Source organism: Pseudomonas sp. DTU12.3 (assembly GCF_004124275.1).
GTDB lineage: Bacteria > Pseudomonadota > Gammaproteobacteria > Pseudomonadales > Pseudomonadaceae > Aquipseudomonas > Aquipseudomonas helmanticensis.
Window position 1 is genome coordinate 1467572 of record NZ_CP027218.1, and the last position, 24008, is coordinate 1491579.

The 24008-nt window shown below is 60.1% G+C and carries 24 protein-coding genes; 14 read left to right on the forward strand and 10 right to left on the reverse strand.

The annotated features are described in order from the left end of the window. Positions 1 to 18 precede the first annotated feature (18 nt). From ptsP to C2E19_RS06555, 6 genes are all read right to left on the reverse strand, one after another. Positions 19 to 2532, reverse strand: coding sequence for a phosphoenolpyruvate--protein phosphotransferase (gene ptsP / locus C2E19_RS06530; protein ID WP_129389568.1), 2514 nt, complete (start codon positions 2530 to 2532; stop codon positions 19 to 21). Positions 2533 to 2791: 259 nt separating this feature from the next. Continuing rightward, positions 2792 to 3814, reverse strand: a complete 1023-nt coding sequence (locus tag C2E19_RS06535; RefSeq protein WP_129389572.1) for an SIS domain-containing protein — start codon at positions 3812 to 3814, stop codon at positions 2792 to 2794. Beyond that, entirely contained in the window at positions 3795 to 4901 is a 1107-nt protein-coding gene (gene nagA / locus C2E19_RS06540) for an N-acetylglucosamine-6-phosphate deacetylase (RefSeq protein ID WP_129389575.1), read from the reverse strand. Before nagA ends, C2E19_RS06535 begins: the two co-directional genes overlap by 20 nt. Positions 4902 to 4932: 31 nt before the next feature. Further along, complete coding sequence (locus C2E19_RS06545) at positions 4933 to 5664, reverse strand: GntR family transcriptional regulator (RefSeq protein WP_129389579.1); 732 nt, start codon at positions 5662 to 5664, stop codon at positions 4933 to 4935. A 303-nt stretch (positions 5665 to 5967) separates the two neighbouring features. Then, positions 5968 to 6483 (reverse strand): murein L,D-transpeptidase family protein, encoded by a 516-nt coding sequence (locus C2E19_RS06550; protein WP_129389582.1) that lies wholly within the window; start codon positions 6481 to 6483, stop codon positions 5968 to 5970. Positions 6484 to 6556: 73 nt separating this feature from the next. Then, entirely contained in the window at positions 6557 to 7111 is a 555-nt protein-coding gene (locus C2E19_RS06555) for an NUDIX hydrolase (protein WP_129389585.1), read from the reverse strand. Positions 7112 to 7258: 147 nt separating this feature from the next. Here C2E19_RS06555 and C2E19_RS06560 point away from each other — a divergent pair, with 147 nt between their 5' ends. From C2E19_RS06560 to purT, 5 genes are all read left to right on the forward strand, one after another. Continuing rightward, positions 7259 to 7858, forward strand: a complete 600-nt coding sequence (locus C2E19_RS06560; RefSeq protein WP_129389588.1) for a CoA pyrophosphatase — start codon at positions 7259 to 7261, stop codon at positions 7856 to 7858. Positions 7859 to 7905: 47 nt separating this feature from the next. Beyond that, the gene (locus C2E19_RS06565) at positions 7906 to 8430 is read left to right on the forward strand and encodes a gamma carbonic anhydrase family protein (protein ID WP_007954617.1); all 525 of its coding nucleotides are present in this window, start codon (positions 7906 to 7908) and stop codon (positions 8428 to 8430) included. After that, positions 8427 to 8642 (forward strand): DUF1289 domain-containing protein, encoded by a 216-nt coding sequence (locus C2E19_RS06570; RefSeq protein WP_129389591.1) that lies wholly within the window; start codon positions 8427 to 8429, stop codon positions 8640 to 8642. The genes C2E19_RS06565 and C2E19_RS06570 overlap by 4 nt, the downstream gene beginning before the upstream one ends. Positions 8643 to 8778: 136 nt before the next feature. Further along, a complete protein-coding gene (locus tag C2E19_RS06575) occupies positions 8779 to 9246 on the forward strand; it encodes a VUT family protein (protein WP_105705643.1) in 468 nt (155 codons plus the stop codon). A gap of 100 nt (positions 9247 to 9346) precedes the next feature. Next, positions 9347 to 10528 carry a formate-dependent phosphoribosylglycinamide formyltransferase gene (gene purT / locus C2E19_RS06580; protein WP_016986367.1) on the forward strand — a complete coding sequence of 394 codons (1182 nt, stop codon included), beginning with the start codon at positions 9347 to 9349 and terminating at the stop codon, positions 10526 to 10528. 104 nt (positions 10529 to 10632) lie between these two features. On the opposite strand, the gene C2E19_RS06585 is transcribed toward purT, so the two are convergent. From C2E19_RS06585 to C2E19_RS06595, 3 genes are all read right to left on the reverse strand, one after another. Beyond that, a complete protein-coding gene (locus tag C2E19_RS06585) occupies positions 10633 to 11949 on the reverse strand; it encodes an MFS transporter (RefSeq protein ID WP_129389594.1) in 1317 nt (438 codons plus the stop codon). A 275-nt stretch (positions 11950 to 12224) separates the two neighbouring features. Beyond that, complete coding sequence (locus C2E19_RS06590) at positions 12225 to 13466, reverse strand: transporter associated domain-containing protein (protein ID WP_129389597.1); 1242 nt, start codon at positions 13464 to 13466, stop codon at positions 12225 to 12227. Between the two features lie 12 nt (positions 13467 to 13478). After that, positions 13479 to 14291: an inner membrane protein YpjD gene (locus C2E19_RS06595; protein WP_034154823.1), complete on the reverse strand. Its 813-nt coding sequence runs from the start codon at positions 14289 to 14291 to the stop codon at positions 13479 to 13481. 210 nt (positions 14292 to 14501) lie between these two features. On the opposite strand from C2E19_RS06595, the gene ffh reads away from it, so the two are divergent. The 6 genes from ffh to C2E19_RS06625 all read left to right on the forward strand — a co-directional run bounded on the left by ffh (position 14502) and on the right by C2E19_RS06625 (position 18636). After that, positions 14502 to 15878, forward strand: coding sequence for a signal recognition particle protein (ffh, locus tag C2E19_RS06600; RefSeq protein ID WP_053117442.1), 1377 nt, complete (start codon positions 14502 to 14504; stop codon positions 15876 to 15878). Between the two features lie 251 nt (positions 15879 to 16129). Then, positions 16130 to 16381 carry a 30S ribosomal protein S16 gene (gene rpsP, locus C2E19_RS06605; protein WP_003198088.1) on the forward strand — a complete coding sequence of 84 codons (252 nt, stop codon included), beginning with the start codon at positions 16130 to 16132 and terminating at the stop codon, positions 16379 to 16381. 5 nt (positions 16382 to 16386) lie between these two features. Further along, complete coding sequence (gene rimM, locus C2E19_RS06610; protein ID WP_129389600.1) at positions 16387 to 16923, forward strand: ribosome maturation factor RimM; 537 nt, start codon at positions 16387 to 16389, stop codon at positions 16921 to 16923. Between the two features lie 2 nt (positions 16924 to 16925). Continuing rightward, complete coding sequence (trmD, locus tag C2E19_RS06615; protein WP_129389602.1) at positions 16926 to 17678, forward strand: tRNA (guanosine(37)-N1)-methyltransferase TrmD; 753 nt, start codon at positions 16926 to 16928, stop codon at positions 17676 to 17678. Between the two features lie 45 nt (positions 17679 to 17723). After that, the gene (gene rplS / locus C2E19_RS06620) at positions 17724 to 18074 is read left to right on the forward strand and encodes a 50S ribosomal protein L19 (RefSeq protein ID WP_003175895.1); all 351 of its coding nucleotides are present in this window, start codon (positions 17724 to 17726) and stop codon (positions 18072 to 18074) included. Between the two features lie 148 nt (positions 18075 to 18222). Then, positions 18223 to 18636 (forward strand): acyl-CoA thioesterase, encoded by a 414-nt coding sequence (locus tag C2E19_RS06625; RefSeq protein WP_122598059.1) that lies wholly within the window; start codon positions 18223 to 18225, stop codon positions 18634 to 18636. 118 nt (positions 18637 to 18754) lie between these two features. Here C2E19_RS06625 and C2E19_RS06630 read toward each other — a convergent pair whose 3' ends face one another. Further along, positions 18755 to 20563, reverse strand: a complete 1809-nt coding sequence (locus C2E19_RS06630; protein WP_129389605.1) for a sodium:proton antiporter — start codon at positions 20561 to 20563, stop codon at positions 18755 to 18757. Positions 20564 to 20671: 108 nt separating this feature from the next. Between C2E19_RS06630 and xerD the strand changes: the two genes are divergently transcribed. From xerD to C2E19_RS06645, 3 genes are all read left to right on the forward strand, one after another. Next, on the forward strand, positions 20672 to 21568 hold the full coding sequence (gene xerD / locus C2E19_RS06635) for a site-specific tyrosine recombinase XerD (protein ID WP_129389608.1): 897 nt from the start codon (positions 20672 to 20674) through the stop codon (positions 21566 to 21568). A 248-nt stretch (positions 21569 to 21816) separates the two neighbouring features. Next, positions 21817 to 22548 (forward strand): bifunctional protein-disulfide isomerase/oxidoreductase DsbC, encoded by a 732-nt coding sequence (dsbC, locus tag C2E19_RS06640; protein ID WP_129389611.1) that lies wholly within the window; start codon positions 21817 to 21819, stop codon positions 22546 to 22548. A gap of 131 nt (positions 22549 to 22679) precedes the next feature. Beyond that, complete coding sequence (locus C2E19_RS06645; RefSeq protein WP_129389614.1) at positions 22680 to 23984, forward strand: homoserine dehydrogenase; 1305 nt, start codon at positions 22680 to 22682, stop codon at positions 23982 to 23984. The last annotated feature ends 24 nt before the right edge of the window (positions 23985 to 24008 follow it).

Genomic DNA, 24008 nt, shown 5'->3' on the forward strand with positions numbered 1-24008 from the left:
TTGTCCTTGTTGTTTTTGTTAGCGCAGAGGCCAATGTTGATGACAGGCGTGGCGCACGGCGGCGGCGCTGCTCAACTTGAGCAGGTCGCGGCTGAGGCGCTGGCATTCGGCTTCGTGCACCTGGCGCACGCGGTCCTTTATCTCGCCGATCTGCACCGGGCTGACGGAGAGTTCGGTGACGCCCAGACCGATCAACACTGGCGTGGCCAGCGGATCAGAGGCGAGGGCGCCGCAGACGCCGACCCAACGCTTGTGCACCGCCGCGCCTTCGCAGGTCATCGCGATCAGGCGCAGCAACGCCGGGTGCAGGGCGTCGACGCGGGCAGCAAGACCGGCATGATCGCGATCCATGGCCAGGGTGTATTGCGATAAATCGTTGGTGCCGATCGAGAGGAAGTCGGCGTGTTCGGCGAGTTGTTCGGCTTGCAGCGCGGCGGCGGGGACTTCGATCATCACGCCGATTTCCGGGCGCCGAGCAATGTTCATCTCCAGGCATAGCGCATCCACGCGTTGGCGGATGTGCAGCAGTTCGTCGACTTCGGTGACCATCGGCAACAGGATTCGGCAGCGACGCAGCGGGCTGACTTGCAGCAGCGCGCGCAGTTGCTGATCGAGGATCTCCGGGCGGGCCTGAGCCAGACGAATACCGCGTAGGCCGAGCACCGGGTTGGCTTCGATCGGCAGCGGCAGGTAGTCGAGTTGCTTGTCGCCGCCGACGTCGATGGTGCGGATGATGACTGACTTATCGCCCATCGCATCGATCACAGCTTGGTAGGCGCTGCGTTGCTCTTCCACGTCCGGAGCAGTCTGCCGGTCGACGAACAAAAACTCGGTGCGTAGCAGACCGACGCCATCGGCACCGTTGGCAAAGGCGTCCGCCGCTTCGCCGCTGGAGGCGACATTGGCGACGACTTCGATGTGCACGCCATTACGGGTTTCGGCCGGCAGATGAGCTTTGGCCTGTTGAGCATCGCGACGTTGCTGGCGATCGATTTGCGCCTGCTGAACTTCAGCCAAACGTTCAGCATCTGGTGCCAGTTCGAGACGTCCACCGTCAGCATCGAGCACTACTGATTGGCCTTGCGGCTGATCAAGCAGCGCCGAACCCAGCGCCACCATGCACGGCAAGCCTTTGCCGCGAGCGAGAATCGCCACGTGCGAAGTCGCGCCACCCTCGGCCATGCACAACCCGGCAACACCTTGAGCGCTGAGTTGCAGCAGATCCGACGGCGTCAGTTCATGCGCCGCGACAATGGCGCCTGCAGGCACATCGTAATTCCACGCTTCGCCGAGCAACACCCGCAGCACGCGTTGTTTCAGGTCGCGCAGATCATTGGCGCGTTCCGCCAACAGTGCGCTGCCGGTGTGTTGCAGGACTTCGCACTGCACATCAATCGACTGGCTCCAGGCGTGAGTCGCCGCAGTGCCTTGTTCGATGGATTGTTGTGCCGCGTCGAGCAATGCCGGGTCTTCCAGCAACGCCAAGTGTGCGGCGAAGATTGCTTCTTCGTCGGCGTTCTTGTGTTTTTTCGCTTGGGCGAGGGTGCCTTCGATTTCGTCGCGCACTTGCGTCAGCGCGGATTCAAAAATCTGCTGCTGTTGCAGCGGGTCATGATCGCCCGTATCCGCCGGCAAACTGATCGCATTCAAACGGAACAGCGGTCCACCGACCAGTCCCGGCGCGGCGCAGACACCGTGCAACACACCTGCCTCGGCCGGGCGTTTAAGAGGGGCAACACTGACCGGTGCGGCTGCGTGATGATCATCCGGCGGGGCTGTCGCCAGCGCCGTGAGCAACGCTTGCAACGCCGCCTCAGCATCCGGTCCCTGACAGCTGACTTGCACTTCATCCTGCTCGCCAACCGCCAGCCCCATCAAACCGATCAGGCTGTTGCACGGCGCCGATTTACCGGCGAAGTGCAGTTGCGACTGACTCTTGAAACCTTGCGCAGTCTGCCGAATCAGCGCCGCAGGGCGCGCATGCAAACCACCGCGATGAGCCACCAACACATGACCATGAACCTCTGGTCCGCCGACTTCCGCAACATTCGCCGCCACGCTGTTGCGCGCAACAATGTGCAACAACGGCTCGCCGACCTTCACCGCTTTCAGCGTGATCGGGCGTACCTGAAAGTCCTGGCTGTTGGTCAGGATCAACAGGCTGACGAGGCTTTTGCACTGCTGACCGACCTTGTCCAGGTCATAGCGCAACAACGGCTGACCCTTGGTCACGCGGACGCCTTCCTTGACCAGCATCGAGAAGCCTTCGCCATTCAGTTCAACGGTGTCGAGGCCCAGGTGCAGGAGGATTTCCGCGCCGTTGTCGGCGCGTACGGTGAGTGCATGGCCGGTGCGCGCGACGTGGATGATCACCCCGGCGCACGGCGAGTACAGGGTGTCGTTGATCGGGTCGATGGCAATGCCGTCGCCCATGGCGCCGCTGGCGAACACCGCGTCCGGGACTTTGGCGAGCGTGAGCACCGGGCCGCTGAGCGGGGCGCTGAGGGTCAGCTCATTATTGTTGTTGTGCATGGCTCGGTCTCATCAGTAATTTCGCTGATCCCTGTAGGAGCTGCCGCAGGCTGCGATCTTTTGATCCTGTTTTTTGTGAATCAAAATCAAAAGATCGCAGCCTGCGGCAGCTCCTACAGAGTCGTGCATCAATCAGCGGTTTTCGCATCCGCCGACAGGGGTTGTGCATCCATCGGCGGTTTTTGCGTCCGCCGATAGGGTTGTGCATCAATCAGCGGTTTTGTGTTCGCCGATCGGGTCGGGCATCGATCAACTGGTGTTAGTGCGTTCGGGTCACTTTGCTCAGATGGCGCGGCTGATCCGGGTCCATGCCACGGGCCACGGCCAAACCTGCCGCCATCACGTAGAAGCTTTGGATCGCCAGAATCGGATCGAGCGCCGGGTGTTCGGCGCGGGTCAGCGTCAGGTTGCGCTCGGCGATGTCATCCGGCGCGGCCAGTAACACACGAGCACCGCGTTGACGCATTTCTGCCGCCAGACTCAGCAAGCCAGCCTGTTCAGCACCGCGCGGTGCGAAAACCAGCAACGGATAGTGTTCGTCGATCAACGCCATCGGGCCGTGACGCACTTCAGCGCTGCTGAACGCTTCGGCCTGAATCGCCGAGGTTTCCTTGAATTTCAGTGCCGCTTCCTGAGCGATGGCGAAACCGGCACCACGGCCAATAACCATCAAACGCTCGCAATCACGCAGCGCTTCGATGGCCACACTCCAGTCCTGTTTCGCCGCGTCGCGCAAACCTTCAGGCAGGGCGTTACCGGCCTCGAGCAATTCGCTGTCCTCTTTCCAGTGCGCGATCAAACGGGCGCTGGCGCTGAGGGTGGCGATAAAACTTTTGGTCGCGGCGACGCTGCTTTCAGTCCCGGCGAGCAGTGGCACGCTGAACTCACACGCTGCTTCCAGTGGCGAATCGGCGGCGTTGACCATCGACACGCTCAGCGCGCCACGCTTGCGCAACAGACGCAGGCTGTTGACCAGATCCGGGCTCTGCCCCGATTGTGAAAACGCGAACGCCACCTGACCGCTGACCTTCAACGGCGCCTGCTGCATGGTCACCACCGACATCGGCAACGACGCTACCGGCACACCCAGTTGCTGCATGGTCAGGTAAGCGAAGTAGCTCGCCGCGTGGTCGGAGCTGCCACGCGCGACGGTCATCGCCACTTGCGGTGGCTGACGACGCAGGCGTCCGGCGATCTCGATCATTTGCGGGTCGAGCTGTTGCAGTTGGGCTTGCACGGCCTCGAAGGAGGACAGCGCCTCCTCAAGCATTTTTGAAGTCAATGTCTTCTCCTTCGACCATGACGGCGGTCAGTGTGAGTGAGCGATCGAGCCGCACGCAGTCGGCCCAGGCACCTGGTGCAAGGCGCCCGCGTTCGGTGATGCCGAGGTAGTCGGCGGGGAATTGCGACAGACGTTGCGAGGCTTCGGCGATCGGCAAACCGATCTTCACCAGATTGCGCAGGGCCTGATCCATGGTCAGCGTGCTGCCGGCCAAGGTGCCGTCGGGCAGGCGTACGCCACCCAGGCATTTGGTCACGGTGTGGCTGCCGAGCTTGTATTCACCGTCGGGCATGCCGGCGGCGGCGGTCGAATCGGTCACGCAATACAGGCACGGAATCGAGCGCAGAGCCACGCGAATCGCGCCGGGATGCACATGCAGCAAATCGGGGATCAGCTCGGCGAATTTGGCGTGGGCCAATGCCGCGCCAACGATGCCCGGCTCGCGGTGATGCAGCGGGCTCATGGCGTTGTAGAGGTGAGTGAAACTGGTCGCGCCGGCCGCCATTGCGGCAACGCCTTCCTCGTAACTGCCGAGGGTGTGGCCGATCTGCATGCGCACGCCACGGCTGCTCAGTTCACGAATCAACGCGTCGTGACCGGCGATTTCCGGGGCGATGGTGATCACGCGGATCGGTGCCAGCGCCAGATACTCTTCGACTTCGGCCATCAACGCGGTGTGCGCGAAGTTCGGTTGCGCACCGAGTTTGCCGGGATTGATGTACGGGCCTTCGAGGTGGACGCCGAGGACACGCGCGGCACCTTGCGGACGCTGTTCGCAGAATTCTCCGACTTCCTTCAGCACGCTGGAGATCTCGGCACTCGGCGCGGTCATCGTGGTGGCGAGCAACGAGGTGGTACCAAAACGCACGTGGGTTCTGGTAATGGTTTCGAAAGCGCTGGCGCCTTCCATGATGTCTTTGCCGCCACCGCCGTGGACGTGCAGATCGATGAAGCCCGGCAGCAGATACGGCAGCTCATTGCTCGCCGGATCGCAAGGCACGCCTTCGATCGACACGACTTTGCCGTGTTCGTGGATCAGCCGGCCGCGAACCCAGCCGCTGGCGGTGAGGATGTTGTCTTCGGACATTTCGCTTCTCTCGTTTGGGCTTGGCTGCTGATCAGCGGCGAAGCTCTGCAACAAAGTCGTAGTAGTCGTTGCGGCAATAGGTGTCGGTAACTTCGATCGGTGTGTTGTCTTCCAGGTAGCCAACCCGGGTCATCAGCAACATGGCGGTGCCGGGGGCGATGCCGACTAGCGCGGCGAACTCGTCCGAGGCGTTGATCGCCTGAATGTGCTGCAAGGCGCGGACGATCGGTTTGCCGATGCCGTCGAGGTATTCATAGAGCGAATCGCCGACCAGTTGCGGCTTGGGCATGATCGAGGCGGGCAGGGTGCTCATCTCGATCGCCATGACGGTGTCATCGGCTTTGCGCAGACGCTTCATGCGCGCGACCTTGTCATTCGGCGACAGGCTGAGACGGATCAGTTCTTCGTGGGTCGGCAGGGTGATTTCGCGCTCCAGCCATTGCGAGCTGGGGACGAAGCCCTTGAGGCGGAGCATTTCGCTGAAACCGGAGAGACGCGACAGCGGTTGTTCCAGGCGCGGCGTGATGAAGGTGCCGGAACCTTGCAGGCGACGGATCAGGCCTTGATCGAGGAGGACCTCCAGCGCCTTGCGTGCGGTGACCCGGGAGATACCGAGCATTTCACTGAGATTGCGCTCGGACGGCATCGCCTGTTCGGACTTCCACTGCCCGGCATGGATCGCCGCTTCCAGATTGCGCGCCAGTTGCAGGTACAGCGGCGTCGGCTGGGAGTCGTCTGGACGTAGGGCGTGGAGGTCGTTCATGTAGGTCATTTCCGGCGCGAGTATAGGATTGTTGTGGCTCGCTTGTGAGGCGGAAATTAATACCACTTGAATACCATGTCAACGCGGGTAATCGGCCGTTAGCCCAATGAAATGGCGGATTTTAGCGGGTATGGTTTGAAGTGGTATTAAAGGTGGGCTGTAGAAAGCAAAAGATCGCAGCCTGCGGCAGCTCCTACAGTGGGAAGTGGTATCACCTCTGTAGGAGCTGCCGCAGGCTGCGATCTTTTGATTTATTTTTTATCGCCGACCGACGGTAACGGCTGAATGAGCCCCCGCCACAGGTTAAGGGCGGATTTCAACCATCGTGCCGTCCGGCACCAGGCTCCACACTTCGCGCATATCCACGTTGCGCATGGCGACGCAGCCGTCGGTCCAGTCCAGCGTGTGGAACAGGTCCTCCGGTGTTTCTTCGGAATCCGGCGTGCCGTGGATCATGATCATTCCGCCGGGCTCGACGCCTTCACGCCGGGCGCGCGCTGAATCCGCGATGTTCGGATAGGAAATGTGCATCGACAGGTTGAATTTGTCGCTGGTCTTGCGCCAGTCGATCCAATAGAAACCTTCCGGCGTGCGCTTGTCGCCTTCAATCAGTTTCGGACCTTTTTTCGCGCCCTTGCCCAAGGAAATGCGATAGCTCTTCAGCGGCTTGCCATCGGCGATCAACTGCAGTTGATGAGCCGATTTGAGCACCAGGACTTTTTCGATAAGCGGGGTATTCGCAGGCGTCACGGTGGTCACGAATGACGCTTGGGAGACGGAAACGAACGACAGGCAGAACAGGGCAAGCAACCAGCGCATTGAAACGATTCCCCAGGAATGAAGCAGACAAGTTTTGTGTAGGAGCTGCCGCAGGCTGCGATCTTTTGATCTTCTAACCAACAATGACCGGCTGCACCAACGGCGGAATCGATTCCGAACGCACCGGATACACCTCACTCCGCCGATCAGCGAAGAAGCATTCTAAGGTACGCCCCACCGTGCGGAAAGCCAGTTCGTCCCAGGGAATGTCGGCTTCGTCGAATAGTTGCACTTCGAGGCTCTCGGGGCCGGCGGCAAAGTCCAGATCAACCAGCTCCGCGCGGAAAAACACATGCACCTGACTGATGTGCGGCACATCAATCAGCGTATAGATGCTCAGGTTACGCACGCGGGCGCAGGCCTCTTCGGCGGTTTCACGGACGGCGGCCTGCTCGATGGTCTCACCGTTCTCCATGAACCCGGCGGGCAACGTCCAGTAACCGAGGCGTGGCTCGATGGCGCGACGGCAGAGCAAGACTTTCGTGCCCCAGGTCGGCACGCAACCGGCAACGATATTGGGGTTCTGATAGTGAATGGTCTGACAGCTGCCACAGACAAATCGCAGCCGCGAATCGCCTTCGGGAATGCGCTGGGTGACCGGGTTACCGCAGTGGCTGCAAAATTTCATGCTGGGCTTCCTGAATGCTGCGCCTATCTTGGCGTGCAGCGGTGTCGGTCGGCAAGTTGTCGTTTCGCGACATGGCGAGATTCGGGGGCTTGGGCGGCTGCAATGATTGGTGCATGATGCAGGGTAAGGCACAGATCGAGAACACTCATGCTGGACGAGCTACTGCATAGGGTAAGCAACCACACACCGCGCACGCTGGAGACCGACAAACGTTTCCCCGAGGCCGCCGTTCTGGTGCCGATCACCCGCAGTGACGAGCCTGAGCTGGTGCTGACCCTGCGCGCCAGCGGACTCTCGACCCATGGTGGCGAAGTGGCTTTCCCCGGTGGCCGTCGCGACCCGGAAGACCCGGATCTGATCTTCACCGCCCTGCGTGAGGCGGAAGAGGAAATCGGCCTGCCGCCCGGCCTCGTCGAAATCATCGGCCCGCTCAGCCCGCTGATCTCCCTGCATGGCATCAAGGTCACGCCTTATGTCGGCGTTATTCCTGACTTCGTCGAATACCGCGCCAACGATGCGGAAATCGCTGCGGTCTTCACTGTGCCGCTGGAATTCTTCCGCGAGGACCCCCGCGAACACACTCATCGCATCGACTATCAAGGTCGCAGCTGGTACGTGCCGAGCTATCGCTACGGCGATTTCAAGATCTGGGGGCTGACGGCGATCATGATCGTCGAGTTGATCAACCTGCTCTATGACGCGAAAATCAGTCTGCACCAGCCGCCGAAAAGCTTTATCAACACCTGAAGCCGTCGTTCGAACGGCCCATCACCGTGAGCCCCGAGGAAAACAAGATGAAATACCGCTTGGGCGACGCCCGTGTCGAGACCCATCCACAGAGCTGGGTCGCCCCCAATGCCGTGCTGGTGGGCAAGGTCAAACTGGAAGAAGGCGCCAACGTCTGGTTCAACGCCGTGCTGCGCGGCGACAACGAACTGATCCTGATCGGCAAGAACAGCAACGTGCAGGACGGCACCGTGATGCACACCGACATGGGCTACCCGCTAACCATCGGCACCGGCGTGACCATCGGTCACAACGCCATGCTGCATGGCTGCACGGTCGGTGATTACAGCCTGATCGGCATCAACGCGGTAATTCTCAACGGTGCGAAGATCGGCAAAAACTGCATCATCGGCGCCAATTCGCTGATCGGTGAAGGTAAGGAAATTCCCGATGGTTCGCTGGTGATGGGTTCGCCGGGCAAGGTTGTGCGCGAGTTGACCGAGCCGCAAAAGAAGATGCTCGAAGCCAGCGCCGCCCACTATGTGCATAACTCCCAGCGTTATGCGCGCGATCTGGTTGAGCAGGAAGAATGACTACCACCGAAAGACCGGTCGCCTCCCCGTGCGTGAATATTTGTGCGCTGGATGAGGATGATATCTGCACTGGCTGCCAGCGCACGGTTGAAGAGATCACGCGCTGGAGCCGCATGAACAATGACGAGCGCCGGGTGGTGCTGGGGTTGTGTCATGAGCGGGCGAAGGCGAGTGGGTTGGTGTGGATGATTGGGTCGACCCCGAACAAGTAGCAAGATCAAAAGATCGCAGCCTGCGGCAGCTCCTACATTTGAAATGCGTTTTCCCTGTAGGAGCTGCCGCAGGCTGCGATCTTTTGATTCTGCTTTGGCTGAAGTAATCTGTGCGCCAAATTGACAGGTCGCCCCCATGATTTTTCTCATCGCCTATATCAGCAGCGTCGTGCTGATCAACTTCGCCTTCTCCACCGCGCCGCACCTGGACATCATCTGGTCGGCCTGGGGCGGTCTGGTCTTCATACTGCGCGACATGGTGCAGACCCGTTTCGGTCACGGTGCGCTGGTGGCGATGCTGGCGGCGCTGGTGCTGTCTTACGTCACCTCCGATCCCTCCATTGCTTTGGCCAGTGCCACGGCGTTCGCGGTGTCGGAAATCATCGACTGGCTGGTGTTCAGCATCACCAAGCGGCCGTTGCGCGACCGCTTGTGGATCAGTTCGGCACTGAGCATTCCCCTCGATACCTTCATCTTCTTCGGCATGATCGACCTGCTGACGCCACCGGTGATCATCACCGCGCTGCTGTCGAAATTCGCCGGCGTCACCGCCGTCTGGCTGATCATGGCCTGGCGTGATCGCAAACAGGCCGTCGCCGGCTGAAGCCAAAGCCTCGGGTTCATGTAAAATGCCGCGCTTTCTCCCCATGGAAAGCGCGTCTGGCGTTGCTTTCCTCGATGATCCGCTGCTTTGAGGACCTGAGATGACCCGTATCGGAACTCCATTGTCGCCAACCGCGACCCGCGTATTGCTGTGTGGCTGTGGTGAGTTGGGCAAGGAAGTGGTAATCGAGTTGCAACGCCTGGGCGTTGAAGTGATCGCCGTTGACCGCTACGCCAACGCGCCGGCCATGCAAGTCGCGCATCGCAGCCACGTGATCAACATGCTCGACGGCGCCGCCCTGCGTGCGGTGATCGAAGCCGAGAAACCGCACTTCATCGTGCCGGAAATCGAAGCCATCGCCACCGCCACCCTGGTCGAACTGGAAGCCGAGGGCTTCACCGTGATCCCGACCGCGCGCGCTGCGCAACTGACCATGAACCGTGAAGGCATTCGTCGTCTGGCCGCTGAAGAGCTGGACCTGCCGACCTCGCCTTACCACTTTGCCGACACCTTCGAGGACTACAGCAAAGCCGTTGAGGACCTGGGTTTCCCATGCGTGGTCAAACCGGTGATGAGCTCGTCGGGCAAAGGCCAGAGCTTGCTGCGCAGCGTCGATGACGTGCAGAAAGCCTGGGATTACGCGCAAGAGGGCGGTCGCGCCGGCAAAGGTCGGGTGATCATCGAAGGCTTCATCGATTTCGACTACGAAATCACTCTGCTGACCGTACGCCACATCGGTGGCACCACGTTCTGCGCGCCGGTTGGTCACCGTCAGGAGAAGGGCGACTATCAGGAATCGTGGCAGCCACAAGCCATGAGCCCGATTGCCCTGGCTGAATCCGAGCGCGTTGCCAAAGCCGTGACCGAGGCGCTGGGTGGTCGTGGTCTGTTTGGCGTCGAGTTGTTCATCAAAGGTGATCAGGTGTGGTTCAGCGAAGTCTCGCCGCGTCCGCATGACACCGGCCTGGTGACGCTGATTTCGCAGGATCTGTCGCAGTTCGCCTTGCACGCTCGCGCGATTCTGGGCTTGCCGGTGCCGTTGATTCGCCAGTTCGGGCCTTCGGCTTCGGCGGTGATTCTGGTGGAAGGGCAGTCGACCCAGACCGCATTTGCCAATCTGGGTGCTGCGTTGAGCGAGCCGGACACGGCGTTGCGTTTGTTCGGCAAGCCAGAAGTGAATGGTCAGCGCCGCATGGGCGTGGCGCTGGCGCGGGATGAGTCGATCGAGGCTGCGCGTGCCAAGGCGACACGTGCTGCTCAGGCAGTCGTCGTAGAACTCTAAACCGAGTCGCGGCATTCGCGAGCAGGCTCGCTCCCACATTGGTTTTGTGTATGCCACAGACCTAATGTGGGAGCGAGCCTGCTCGCGAAGCTTTTGATCTTCTGTCAGGCAACCCGATTCAGATCGTTATCCCGCGTTTCCTTCAGGCACAGCACCGCAATCAAACTCAGCACCGCCGCCCCCGACACATACCCGCCGACATAACTCAAACCCCCCATCGCCACCAGTTTCTGCGCAAAGAACGGCGCCGCCGAGGCCCCGACAATCCCGCCCAGGTTATACGCCGCCGAAGCACCGGTATAACGCACGTGGGTCGGAAACAGCTCTGGCAGCAGCGCCCCCATCGGCGCGAACGTCACGCCCATCAAAAACAGCTCGATGCACAGAAACAGCGCCACGCCCCAGGTCGAACCTTGCGTCAGCAACGGCTCCATCAGAAATCCGGAAAGAATCGCCAGCACGCAACCGATGATCAGCACCGGTTTGCGCCCGTAACGGTCGCTTGCCCATGCGGACAACGGCGTGGCGGCCGCCATGAACAACACGGCAAAGCACAGCAGGGCGAGGAACGTTTCGCGGCTATAACCGAGCGTGGAAACCCCGTAGCTGAGGGAGAACACCGTCGAGATATAGAACAACGCGTAACACACCACCATCGCCGCCGCGCCCAGCAAGGTCGGCGCCCAGTACTGGCTGAACAGTTCGACCAGCGGCATTTTTACCCGCTCCTGACGGGCGATGGCGTTAGCGAAGACCGGGGTTTCATGCAGTTTCAGTCGCACATACAGGCCAACCATCACCAGCACGGCGCTGAGCAGGAACGGAATGCGCCAGCCCCAGCTGCGGAATTGCTCGTCATCAAGGGTCATGGCCAGGGTCAGAAACAAACCGTTGGCCGCGAGAAAACCAATCGAAGGGCCGAGCTGCGGAAACATGCCAAACCACGCGCGTTTGCCTTTCGGTGCGTTTTCCGTGGCCAGCAGGGCAGCACCGCCCCATTCGCCGCCCAGTCCCAAACCCTGACCGAAGCGCAGCACGCACAACAGAATCGGCGCCCAGGCGCCAATGCTGGCGTAACCCGGCAGCACGCCAATCAGCGTTGTACACACGCCCATCAACAGTAGCGAGGCGACCAGCGTCGACTTGCGCCCGATGCGGTCACCGAAGTGGCCGAACAGTGCCGAGCCCAGCGGCCGGGCCAGAAAAGCGATACCAAAAGTGAGAAACGCCGAGAGCATCTGCGCGGTGCCGGACGTTTGCGGAAAAAACACCGGCCCGATCACCAGTGCCGCAGCAGTGGCGTAGACATAGAAGTCGTAGAACTCGATGGCGGTGCCGATAAAACTCGCCGTCGCCACCCGTGTGGCGGAGTTGGTCGGTTGGGCAGGCGCGGTGTCGCTGTAAGCGGTACTGGTCGTCATGCGGTGATCCCTGACAGTCATGAGCTCCGTTGGAGCGAATTATTATGGTCGAACACCCAGGGATGTGGGATGAGGCGCGGTCGCTGTTTCAGGTAGGAACAGTCGTCGGTTTACTACGGAAATAGCCGAAACCTGTCGGGTGCGGGGTAAGCACGCGGTTTGGCAACGCTTGGGTAAGCGGCTCGATTATAGGAAGGGGGCTAACAGTTGAACAAGAGCAAAAGATCGCAGGGTAGGAGCTGCCGAAGGCTGCGATCTTTTGATCTTTTGATCTTTTACCTGGCAGGCACCAAAGCAGGCACAGAAGAGGTATGCCAGATCAACACCTTGCTCACCCGGTTCTCCTCAGTCTCGAGAATCTCCAGCCGATAACGCCCGATCTTCAAACAAACCGCGCTCGCGGGAATCGTCTCCAGCGCCTCGGTCACCAACCCGTTCAGGGTTTTCGGCCCATCGCTTGGCAGATGCCAGCCCAGGCACTTGTTCAATTCACGAATCGAAGCAGTGCCATCAATCACCATCCGCCCATCCGCCTGCGGATGAATATGCGGGTTGTCGAGGCTGTGCTCGCTTTCGAACTCGCCGACGATTTCTTCGAGAATATCTTCCAGCGTGACGATGCCAAGCACTTCGCCGTACTCGTCGACGACCATGCCCAGCCGCCGCTGTTGCTTGTGGAAGTTCAGCAATTGCAGTTGCAGTGGCGTGCTTTCCGGCACGAAGTACGGTTCGTAACTGGCTGTCAGCAGCGCTTCGCGGGTCAAATCACCGTTGTTGAGCAGATGACGGATCTGCCGGGTGTTGAGCACGGCTTCGACCTGGTTGATGTCGCTGTGAAACACCGGCAGGCGCGTGCGTTTGTTGTGGCGCAGTTGTTCGATGATCTCTTCGATCGAGTCGTCGAGGTTGATGCCGTCGACATCGCTGCGCGGCACCAGAATGTCGTTGACCGTGATGTTGTCCAGCGCGTGGATGCCGGAAACCGGGTGGGCGTGAACCGGGTGTTCGGGATCATCGTGACGATCAGAGGGCGCGTCGTCTTCGCTTTGCTGCACCACTTGCGCTTTGCGTACGAACGGACGCATCAGCAGGCCGCTGATACGGCTGAACAGCCAGGCCAGCGGGTAAACAATCTTCAGTGGCACGGCCAGCAGGGAATTGCCGAAGGCCAGCACGGCATCGGGATAACGCCGGGCGACGGTGCGCGGGAAGTAATCGGCGAACACCAGCAGGATCGCGCCGACACCCAGACATGCCGCCCAAGGGCCGTTTTCTTCGCAGAGGAAGATCGCCAGCAGGGTCGCAATGACCACGGCGAGGGCGCGGCACAAGGTGTTGCAGAGGATCAGGCTGTCGAGCGGGAAGCTCAGCTTCGCCAGCGGTTTGTCGCTGGCGCGCGAGGCGGTGCGTTGTGCGAGCAGGTGCTGCTGCGCGATTTCGACGGCGGTAAACAGCCCTGACCATAAAATCAGCAGGACAAATACCGCGAGCATCGGCCCTATGGGCAAACCGTCCATTTATGCCGCCCGTCAGATGTGCAGGATGTATTCACGAACCAGCTTGCTGCCGAAATACGCCAACATCAGCAGGCAGAAACCGGCGAGGGTCCAGCGAATCGCCTTGTGGCCGCGCCAGCCGAGACGGTTGCGGCCCCACAGCAGCACGCTGAACACGATCCACGCCAGGCAGGCCAGCAAAGTCTTGTGCACCAGGTGCTGAGCGAACAGGTTCTCGACGAACAGCCAGCCGGAAATCAGCGACAGCGACAGCAGCGTCCAGCCGGCCCAGAGGAAACCGAACAACAGGCTTTCCATGGTTTGCAGCGGCGGGAAGTTCTTGATCAGCCCGGACGGATGCTTGTGCTTGAGCTGGTGGTCTTGCACAAGCAGCAACAAGGCCTGAAACACCGCAATGGTGAACATGCCGTAGGCGAGGATCGACAATAGAATGTGCGCGAGGATGCCCGGCTCTTCATCGATGATCTGCACCGTACCGGTCGGCGCGAACTGCGCCAGCAGCACGGTGATCGCGCCCAGCGGGAACAGCAGCACCAGCAGGTTTTCCACCGGAATGCGCGAACAGGCGATCAGCGTCAGCGCGATCACCGCTGCGGCGATCAGGCTCGAGGCGCTGAAGAAGTCCAGGCCCAGACCGATTGGCGTCAGCAGGTGAGTGAGCAGGCTGGCGGCGTGGGCCACGACGGCGAGCGCGCCGAGGCTAACCAGCAGGCGCTTGTTCGCCTTGGCGCCGGTGGCCAGGCGGGTGCTCTGATAAAGGGTCGCAGCGGCATATAGAAGGGCGGCGGCGAGGGTGGTCAGCAAACTGGGTGACAAGGGGAGCATAAATCCTGTTAGGCAAGCCCGAAAGGGGCTGAGTTTGGCATAGAACCGCCATGACACGAAAGACTCAGGAAGCTGACAGCGAGGTGTCCGCCAGCCGCAGTCTTCGCTATAATCCGCGACCTGCCCACGCCGCAGGCTCGCCGAGCACATGTTGATTCCGGTCTGGGCCGCCATTATCCCGGTCTACACAGGGCCTGAAAGGATCGCGCAATGTTTGAAAACTTAACCGACCGTCTCTCGCAGACGCTGCGCCATGTCACCGGCAAGGCGAAGCTGACCGAGGACAACATCAAAGACACCCTGCGTGAAGTGCGCATGGCGTTGCTCGAAGCCGACGTCGCCCTGCCGGTGGTCAAGGACTTCGTCAATTCGGTCAAGGAGCGCGCTGTCGGCACCGAGGTGTCGCGCAGCCTGACGCCGGGCCAGGCATTCGTGAAGATCGTCCAGGCCGAACTCGAAAGCCTGATGGGCGCGGCCAACGAAGATCTGAACCTGAGCGCCGTACCGCCAGCCGTCATTCTGATGGCCGGTCTGCAGGGCGCGGGTAAAACCACCACCGCCGGCAAACTGGCGCGCTTCCTTAAAGAGCGCAAGAAGAAGTCGGTCATGGTCGTATCGGCGGACGTTTACCGTCCTGCGGCGATCAAGCAGCTGGAAATGCTCGCCGGTGAAGTGGGCGTGACCTTCTTCCCGTCCGACCTGAGCCAGAAGCCGGTCGACATCGCGCAAGCCGCTATTAAAGAAGCAAAACTGAAATTCATCGACGTGGTCATCGTCGATACCGCCGGTCGTCTGCACATCGACGAAGAGATGATGGGCGAGATCAAGGCGCTGCACGCCGCGATCAACCCGGTCGAAACCCTGTTCGTGGTCGACGCCATGACCGGTCAGGACGCCGCCAACACGGCCAAGGCCTTCGGTGATGCCCTGCCGCTGACCGGTGTGATCCTGACCAAGGTCGACGGCGACGCCCGTGGCGGTGCCGCACTGTCGGTACGCGCAATCACCGGCAAGCCGATCAAGTTCATCGGTATGGGCGAGAAGAGCGAAGCGCTCGATCCGTTCCACCCTGAGCGTATCGCCTCGCGGATTCTCGGCATGGGCGACGTGCTCAGCCTGATCGAACAGGCTGAAGCGACCCTCGATAAAGACAAGGCCGACAAACTGGCCAAGAAGCTGAAGAAGGGCAAGGGCTTCGACCTTGAAGACTTCCGCGATCAGCTGCAACAGATGAAGAACATGGGCGGCCTCGGCGGCCTCATGGACAAACTGCCGAGCATCGGCGGCGTCAACCTGTCGCAAATGGGCAATGCCCAGAACGCCGCGGAGAAACAATTCAAGCAGATGGAAGCCATCATCAATTCCATGACCCCGGCCGAGCGCCGCGACCCTGAGCTGATCAGCGGTTCGCGCAAACGCCGGATCGCCATGGGTTCCGGCACTCAGGTGCAGGACATCGGTCGCTTGATCAAGCAGCACAAGCAGATGCAGAAGATGATGAAGAAATTCACCGCCAAAGGCGGAATGGCGAAAATGATGCGCGGCATGGGCGGAATGTTGCCCGGCGGCGGCATGCCGAAAATGTAAAGAATCCGCGCCGGTCGTCGCACCGGCGCAGACCCTGCAAGGACGCAGGATCAACAGCAAACCCGCACTTGGCGGGAGCTGACCGGCCGTTTTCATCGACGGCTCTATATGCAGATCTGCACGGCATGCCATAGGCGCCGGAAAAAGTCATTTGCAAAAGTCCGGATATTCCTTAGAATATGCGGCCTTTCGGGCACCCATGCCCGCTGTGCATTTAGATTTGCAGCACCGACTACAGGAACGATGTTCACATGCTAACAATCCGTCTTGCCCTTGGCGGCTCCAAAAAGCGCCCGTTTTACCACCTGACCGTAACCGACTCGCGTAACCCGCGTGACGGCTCCCACAAAGAACAGGTTGGTTTCTTCAACCCTGTTGCACGTGGTCAGGAAGTTCGTCTGTCCGTGAACCAAGAGCGCGTAGCCTACTGGCTGAGCGTTGGTGCACAGCCTTCTGAGCGTGTTGCTCAGTTGCTGAAGGAATCTGCAAAGGCTGCGGCCTGAGCAATATGAACGCGACGCCTGCTGTTGCCGATGATTTGATCGTTATTGGCAAAATTTATTCTGTTCATGGCGTTCGCGGCGAAGTGAAGGTTTATTCCTTTACTGATCCGACTGAAAACCTGTTGCAGTACAAAACCTGGACGCTCAAGCGCGAAGGCAATGTCAAACAGGTCGAGCTGGTCAGTGGACGCGGGAGCGACAAGTTCCTGGTCGCAAAGCTCAAGGGTCTCGATGATCGTGAAGAAGCTCGTCTTCTGGCCGGTTATGAGATCTGCGTGCCGCGCAACCTGTTCCCTGAATTGACCGACGGCGAGTACTACTGGTACCAGCTGGAAGGTCTGAAGGTCATCGATCAACTGGGGCAATTGCTCGGGAAAGTCGATCATCTTCTGGAAACCGGCGCCAATGATGTAATGGTAGTCAAGCCTTGCGCTGGCAGCCTGGATGATCGCGAACGCTTGTTGCCCTATACGGGCCAATGTGTGTTGGCAGTCGATCTGGCCGCGGGCGAGATGAAGGTGGATTGGGACGCGGACTTCTAAGCGTGGCTAACTTGCGCGTAGAAGTGATCAGTTTGTTTCCCGAGATGTTTTCCGCCATCGGCGACTACGGCATCACCAGTCGAGCGGTCAAACAGGGGCTCTTGCAGCTGACCTGTTGGAACCCGCGGGATTACACGACGGATCGGCATCACACTGTGGATGATCGCCCGTTTGGCGGTGGTCCGGGCATGGTGATGAAGATCAAGCCCCTGGAAGATGCACTGGCTCAGGCCAAGGCAGCAGCCGGGGAGGCGGCGAAGGTGATTTACCTGTCCCCCCAAGGCCGTCAACTGAATCAGTCGGCGGTACGCGAGTTGGCACAATCGGATGCATTGATCCTGATTGCCGGCCGCTATGAAGGCATTGACGAGCGTTTTATTGAAGCTCATGTCGATGAAGAGTGGTCGATTGGCGACTATGTACTGTCTGGCGGCGAGCTGCCGGCCATGGTCCTGATCGATGCGGTTACACGACTGCTGCCTGGAGCTTTAGGGCATGCGGACTCCGCCGAGGAAGATTCCTTTACGGATGGTCTGCTGGATTGCCCGCATTACACCCGACCTGAGGTGTATGCGGATCAGCGTGTACCCGACGTGTTGCTGAGTGGCAACCACGCGCATATCCGGCGTTGGCGTTTACAGCAGTCCCTTGGTAGGACCTATGAACGACGCGCCGATCTTCTGGAAAGCCGCTCGCTTTCTGGAGAAGAGAAGAAGCTGCTCGAGGAATACATCCGCGAGCGGGACGATAGTTAACAACGTATCGATGGTAGATCGAACGATTTACCTTAGGAGCACAGCATGACCAACAAAATCATCCTTGCACTCGAAGCAGAGCAGATGACCAAAGAAATCCCTACCTTCGCCCCAGGCGACACTATTGTCGTTCAGGTGAAAGTGAAGGAAGGCGATCGTTCCCGTCTGCAAGCGTTCGAAGGCGTTGTAATCGCCAAGCGTAACCGCGGCGTGAACAGTGCGTTCACCGTTCGTAAAATCTCCAACGGTGTTGGCGTAGAACGTACTTTCCAGACCTACTCCCCGCAGATCGACAGCATGGCTGTCAAACGTCGCGGTGACGTACGTAAAGCCAAGCTGTACTACCTGCGCGACCTGTCGGGTAAAGCAGCTCGCATCAAGGAAAAACTGGCTTAAGTCCAGCTTCCGATGCAGAAAAAAGCAGCCTACGGGCTGCTTTTTTGTTGCCTGCAATAAACTGCCCCCATCCTGTAGGAGCTGCCGAAGGCTGCGATCTTTTGATCCTGTTTTCGATTTGCAGTCTACGTTTTACGAGTCATCTCACATGTCTACCCGCGACCAGGAAATCGAACGCCGCACCGAACTCTCGGTGACCCGCGTCACCAAAGCTGTCTTCCCGCCGACCACCAACCACCACAACACTTTGTTCGGCGGCACTGCGCTGGCATGGATGGACGAAGTGTCGTTCATCACCGCTACGCGATTCTGCCGCTTGCCGCTGGTGACCGTGTCTACTGATCGCATCGACTTCAACCACGCGATCCCGGCCGGTTCCATCGTTGAACTGGTCGGAAAGGTGATCAAGGTCGGCAACACCAGCCTCAAGGTCGAGGTGGAAGTGTTTGTCGAGAGCATGAGCTGTGATGGTCGCGAGAAGGCGATTCATGGGCAGTTCAGCTTCGTGGCCATTGATGATGACAAGCGGCCGGTGCCGGTGCTGCCAGGCTTTGCGGCCTGATCAAATACTGCGTCGCGCCCTTCGCGAGCAGGCTCGCTCCCACAGTGATCGGGGTGAACACACCATTTGTGTCCGGCACAGAACCTGTGGGAGCGAGCCTGCTCGCGAAAGCGTCAGATCAGGCGCCGCTGGCCTCAGGCTGAATCAACGCCAGCAACGTCCACCCCGCACCAGGCTTCAGCGCCGCTTCCGGCGTCACCACATGCACCCAGCCACTGTCATCACGCATGAACAGCAACGTCGCACGATTACCATGCAACGCCCGGTAGTCCTCCCAGCCAAACCCGTCCGTTAACGTTGTGCTGTACAACTCCGCACCCTGGCCCATCTGACTGGCCAGTTTCGCGTAGGTAAACGCCTCGCTGCCCAGCTGATTGCCCCGATGCTCCAGGCTCGCGCGATGCTTGTCGCTGCGGCGGCTCTCATGACCACTGGCCAGGCCAAACAAGCGTTGATGGCCGAAGTCATGGCGAAAACGCATTGCCGCCAAGGTATTCAGTTCGCCTGAAGGCGACAGCGCCAGCAAATGCCCGAGTCCGACCAGATCCAGATGCGCATCGGCATGCTGCGAAGCCGGATTGCCGAAGTAGGTCGGCAAACCCTCCATGCGCGCCGCACGAATGTTTTCCCAGCTCGAATCGGTCAGCAGCACCCGACTGCCCAGTTGTTGCAGCGACTTGGCCAACTCGCGCGCCGGGGCGTTGGCGCCGACCATCAGGAAGCCACTCGGCGCTGGCTCGGCGACCTTCAGCAATCGCGCCAGCGGTCGTGCAGTCGCGCTTTGCAGGACCACGGTGCCGATGATCACCGCAAACGTCAGCGGCACCAGCAGCAGCGCACCTTCATGCCCGGCCTCATGCAAACGAATCGCAAAAATCGCCGACACTGCGGCCGCAACAATCCCTCGCGGCGCGATCCAGCACAGCAGCGCACGCTCGCGCCAGCTCAGGCTGGAACCGGCCGTGCTGAGCAACACGTTCAGCGGCCGGGCGATCAACTGGATCACCAGCAGCAGAATCAGCACCAACGGTCCCAGCCCGATCAGCGCATACAAATCCAGACGCGCCGCCAACAATATGAACAACCCGGAAATCAGCAGCACGCTGAGGTTTTCCTTGAAGTGCAGGATGTGCCGCACATCCACGCCCTTCATGTTCGCCAGCCACATGCCCATCAGCGTTACTGCCAGCAGACCGGACTCGTGCATGACCTCGTTGGAGGCGATGAAAATCCCCAACACCGCCGCCAGCGACGCCAGGTTATGCAGATATTCCGGCAGCCATTGTCGGCGGATCACCGTACCCAGCAGCCAGCCACCGACAACGCCAAACACCGCGCCACAGGCAATCACCCCGCCAAACGTCAACAGACTCTGCTTGAGGCCATGACCTTCAGCGCTGGCAATGATGAAGCTGTAGACCACCACGGCGAGGAGGGCGCCGATCGGATCAATGACGATGCCTTCCCAGCGCAGAATGTTGGCAATCGAGGCTTTCGGTCGTACCACCCGCAGCATCGGCACGATCACTGTTGGCCCGGTGACCAGCGTCAGGCTGCCGAAGAGAATCGCCAGCATCCAGTCGAAACCCAGTAGAAAGTGAGTCGCCACCGCGATGACCACCCAGGTCGAAATCGCACCGATGGTCACCAGTCGATGAACGACGCTACCGATCTCTTTCCATTCAGACAGATGCAGGGTCAGGCTGCCTTCGAACAGAATCAGCGCCACCGCCAGCGACACCAGCGGCATCAGCAGCGGGCCAAACATTTCCTGCGGATCGAGCCAGCCCAGCACCGGGCCGACCAGAATGCCGGTCAACAACAGAAACAGAATCGCTGGCAGCTTCAGGCGCCATGCCAGCCATTGGCAACCCAGCGCCGCGGCGCCAATCCCGCCAAATGCCAATAGAATTTGCTGCTCGTTCATTGATGCTCCCTGTTCCTTGAAATAGCGGGCTATGAAAGACTAGCGCCCATTCCTACAGTTCACTCTACATTTGCGCACAGTCCTTGAGGCTGTGTGTCTTGAGCGCCCATGCCTGCCATCGACCATCCACTGATTGATCAATTCCTCGACGCCTTGTGGCTGGAAAAGGGCCTGTCCGATAACACCCGCGACGCCTATCGCAGCGATCTCGCGCTGTTCAACGGCTGGCTGCAGGAAAAAAACCTGGAGCTGATCAACGCCGGTCGCGAACTGATCCTCGATCATCTGGCCTGGCGTCTGGAGCAAAACTACAAACCACGCTCAACCGCGAGATTTCTCTCCGGTGTGCGTGGCTTTTTTCGTTATCTGCTGCGGGAAAAGCTCATCAGTGTCGATCCGACGTTACGCATCGACATGCCGCAACTGGGCCGACCGCTGCCCAAATCCCTGTCGGAAGCCGACGTCGAGGCGCTGCTGCAGGCGCCGGATCTGAGCGAAGCGATCGGCCAGCGCGATCGCGCCATGCTTGAAGTGCTGTATGCCTGCGGCCTGCGCGTGACCGAACTGATCAGCCTGACACTGGAGCAGGTCAATCTGCGCCAGGGCGTATTACGGGTCATGGGTAAAGGCAGCAAGGAGCGGCTGGTGCCGATGGGCGAGGAAGCGATTGTCTGGATCGAGCGCTACATGCGCGATGGTCGCGGCGAGTTGCTCGGTGGTCGTCCCAGTGATGTGCTGTTCCCCAGCCAGCGCGGTGAGCAGATGACCCGGCAGACGTTCTGGCACCGCATCAAGCATCAGGCCAAGGTCGCCGGGATCGGCAAGTCGCTGTCGCCGCACACCTTGCGTCATGCGTTTGCCACGCACCTGCTCAACCATGGCGCCGACCTGCGCGTGGTGCAGATGCTGCTCGGCCACAGCGACCTCTCGACGACGCAAATCTACACCCACGTCGCCCGAGCCCGCCTGCAAGACCTGCACGCCAAACACCACCCAAGAGGCTAACCACACACCTCCCCCTGTAGGAGCTGCCGAAGGCTGCGATCTTTTGATTCTGTTTTTAAGATCAAGATCAAAAGATCGCAGCCTTCGGCAGCTCCTGCATAAGGTGGGAGTGATGAGTGGCAACAGGCGCATTCGGTCACCGTGGCCTTATGTGTTAGGCTTTGCCGGTTTGCACGATGGACGGTTATGACCCGGTGTTTCGGCACGGGCGTTCTGATCGTTTCATTTGTCCGCCTTCAGGAGTTCTCATGCGTCTGACCCAGATTTTCGCCGCCGCAGCCATTGCGTTGGTCAGCACCTTTGCCGTCGCCGATGACGCGGCCGACAAAGCCATTCGTAAAAGCCTGGAAAACCTCCAGCTCGATGTACCGGTAGAGAGCATTTCCGCCAGCCCGTTGCCGGGCATGTATGAAGTCAAGCTCAAGGGCAGCCGTGTGCTGTACGCCAGTGCCGATGGCCAGTACGTGGTTCAGGGCTACCTGTTCCAGCTCAAGGACGGTAAACCGGTCAACCTGACCGAGAAGACCGAGCGCCTGGGCATCTCCAAACTGATCAACGACATTCCGGTTGCCGAGACCGTGGTTTACCCGGCCGTGGGCGAGACCAAGTCGCACATCACCGTGTTCACCGACACCACCTGCCCTTACTGCCACAAACTGCACGCCGAAGTGCCCGAGCTGAACAAGCGCGGCATCGAAGTGCGCTATGTCGCGTTCCCGCGTCAGGGCCTCGGCTCGCCGGGTGACGAGCAACTGCAGGCCGTGTGGTGCTCGAAAGACAAGAAAGCTGCCATGGACAAAATGGTCGACGGCAAGGAAATCAAGGCCGCCAAGTGCGATAACCCGGTTTCCAAACAGTTCGCCCTCGGTCAGTCGATCGGCGTGAACGGTACACCGGCCATCGTTTTGGCCGACGGACAAGTCATTCCGGGCTACCAGCCTGCGCCACAAGTCGCCAAACTGGCGCTGGGCGCCAAGTAATTCGCATCGTCACGGTCAGCCTTTGACGATCATGGTCCGGCAGCGACATCGCCGGGCCATCAATAGAGAGCCGCGAGCACGCGGTTGTTTTCCGGCCGACCCTGAGTCGGCCGTTTTATGGGGAGTTCACAGTGAATCCGGTCAAAGTAGGCATCTGTGGGTTAGGGACCGTCGGTGGCGGTACCTTCAACGTACTTCAGCGCAACGCCGAGGAAATTGCTCGTCGTGCCGGGCGTGGGATTGAAGTGGCACAAATTGCCATGCGCACGCCAAAGCCTCAGTTCCAGACGACCGGTATTGCGATTACCAACGATGTCTTCGAAGTGGCCACGAACCCTGAGATCGACATCGTCATAGAGCTGATGGGCGGCTACACCGTTGCCCGCGAGCTGGTACTCAAGGCCATCGAGAATGGCAAGCATGTGGTCACCGCGAACAAGGCGTTGATCGCCGTTCACGGTAATGAGATTTTCGCCAAGGCACGCGAGAAAGGCGTGATCGTGGCGTTCGAAGCAGCGGTGGCCGGTGGCATTCCGGTGATCAAGGCGATCCGTGAAGGTCTGTCCGCCAACCGCATCAACTGGGTGGCCGGGATCATCAACGGCACCGGTAACTTCATCCTCACCGAAATGCGCGAGAAGGGCCGTACGTTCGAAGACGTGCTGGTCGAAGCGCAAGCGCTGGGTTACGCCGAAGCCGATCCGACCTTCGACGTCGAAGGCATCGACGCAGCGCACAAGCTGACGATTCTGGCTTCCATCGCGTTCGGCATTCCGCTGCAATTCGACAAGGCTTACACCGAAGGCATCACCAAGCTGACCACCGCCGACGTCAACTACGCCGAAGCGCTGGGCTACCGCATCAAGCACCTCGGCGTGGCGCGCAGCACTGCCGCCGGCATTGAGTTGCGCGTGCACCCGACGCTGATCCCGGCCGATCGCCTGATCGCCAACGTCAACGGCGTGATGAACGCGGTGATGGTCAACGGTGACGCCGCCGGTTCGACGCTGTTCTACGGTGCGGGCGCCGGCATGGAGCCAACCGCTTCGTCGGTGATCGCCGACCTGGTTGACGTGGTTCGTGCGATGACTTCCGATCCGGAAAACCGTGTGCCGCATCTGGCCTTCCAGCCAGACTCGCTGTCGGCTCACCCGATCCTGCCGATCGAAGCCTGCGAAAGCGCTTACTACCTGCGCATTCAGGCCAAGGACCATCCGGGCGTACTCGCTCAGGTGGCAAGCATCCTCTCGGAGCGCGGCATCAACATCGAGTCGATCATGCAGAAGGAAGTCGAGGAACACGACGGTCTGGTGCCGATGATCCTGCTGACCCACCGCGTGGTCGAGCAGCGCATCAACGATGCCATCGCCGCCCTCGAAGCGCTGGCTGGCGTCAACGGTCCGGTCGTACGGATCCGCGTCGAACACTTGAATTAACAGCAGCGGCAAGTTTTCAGCTTC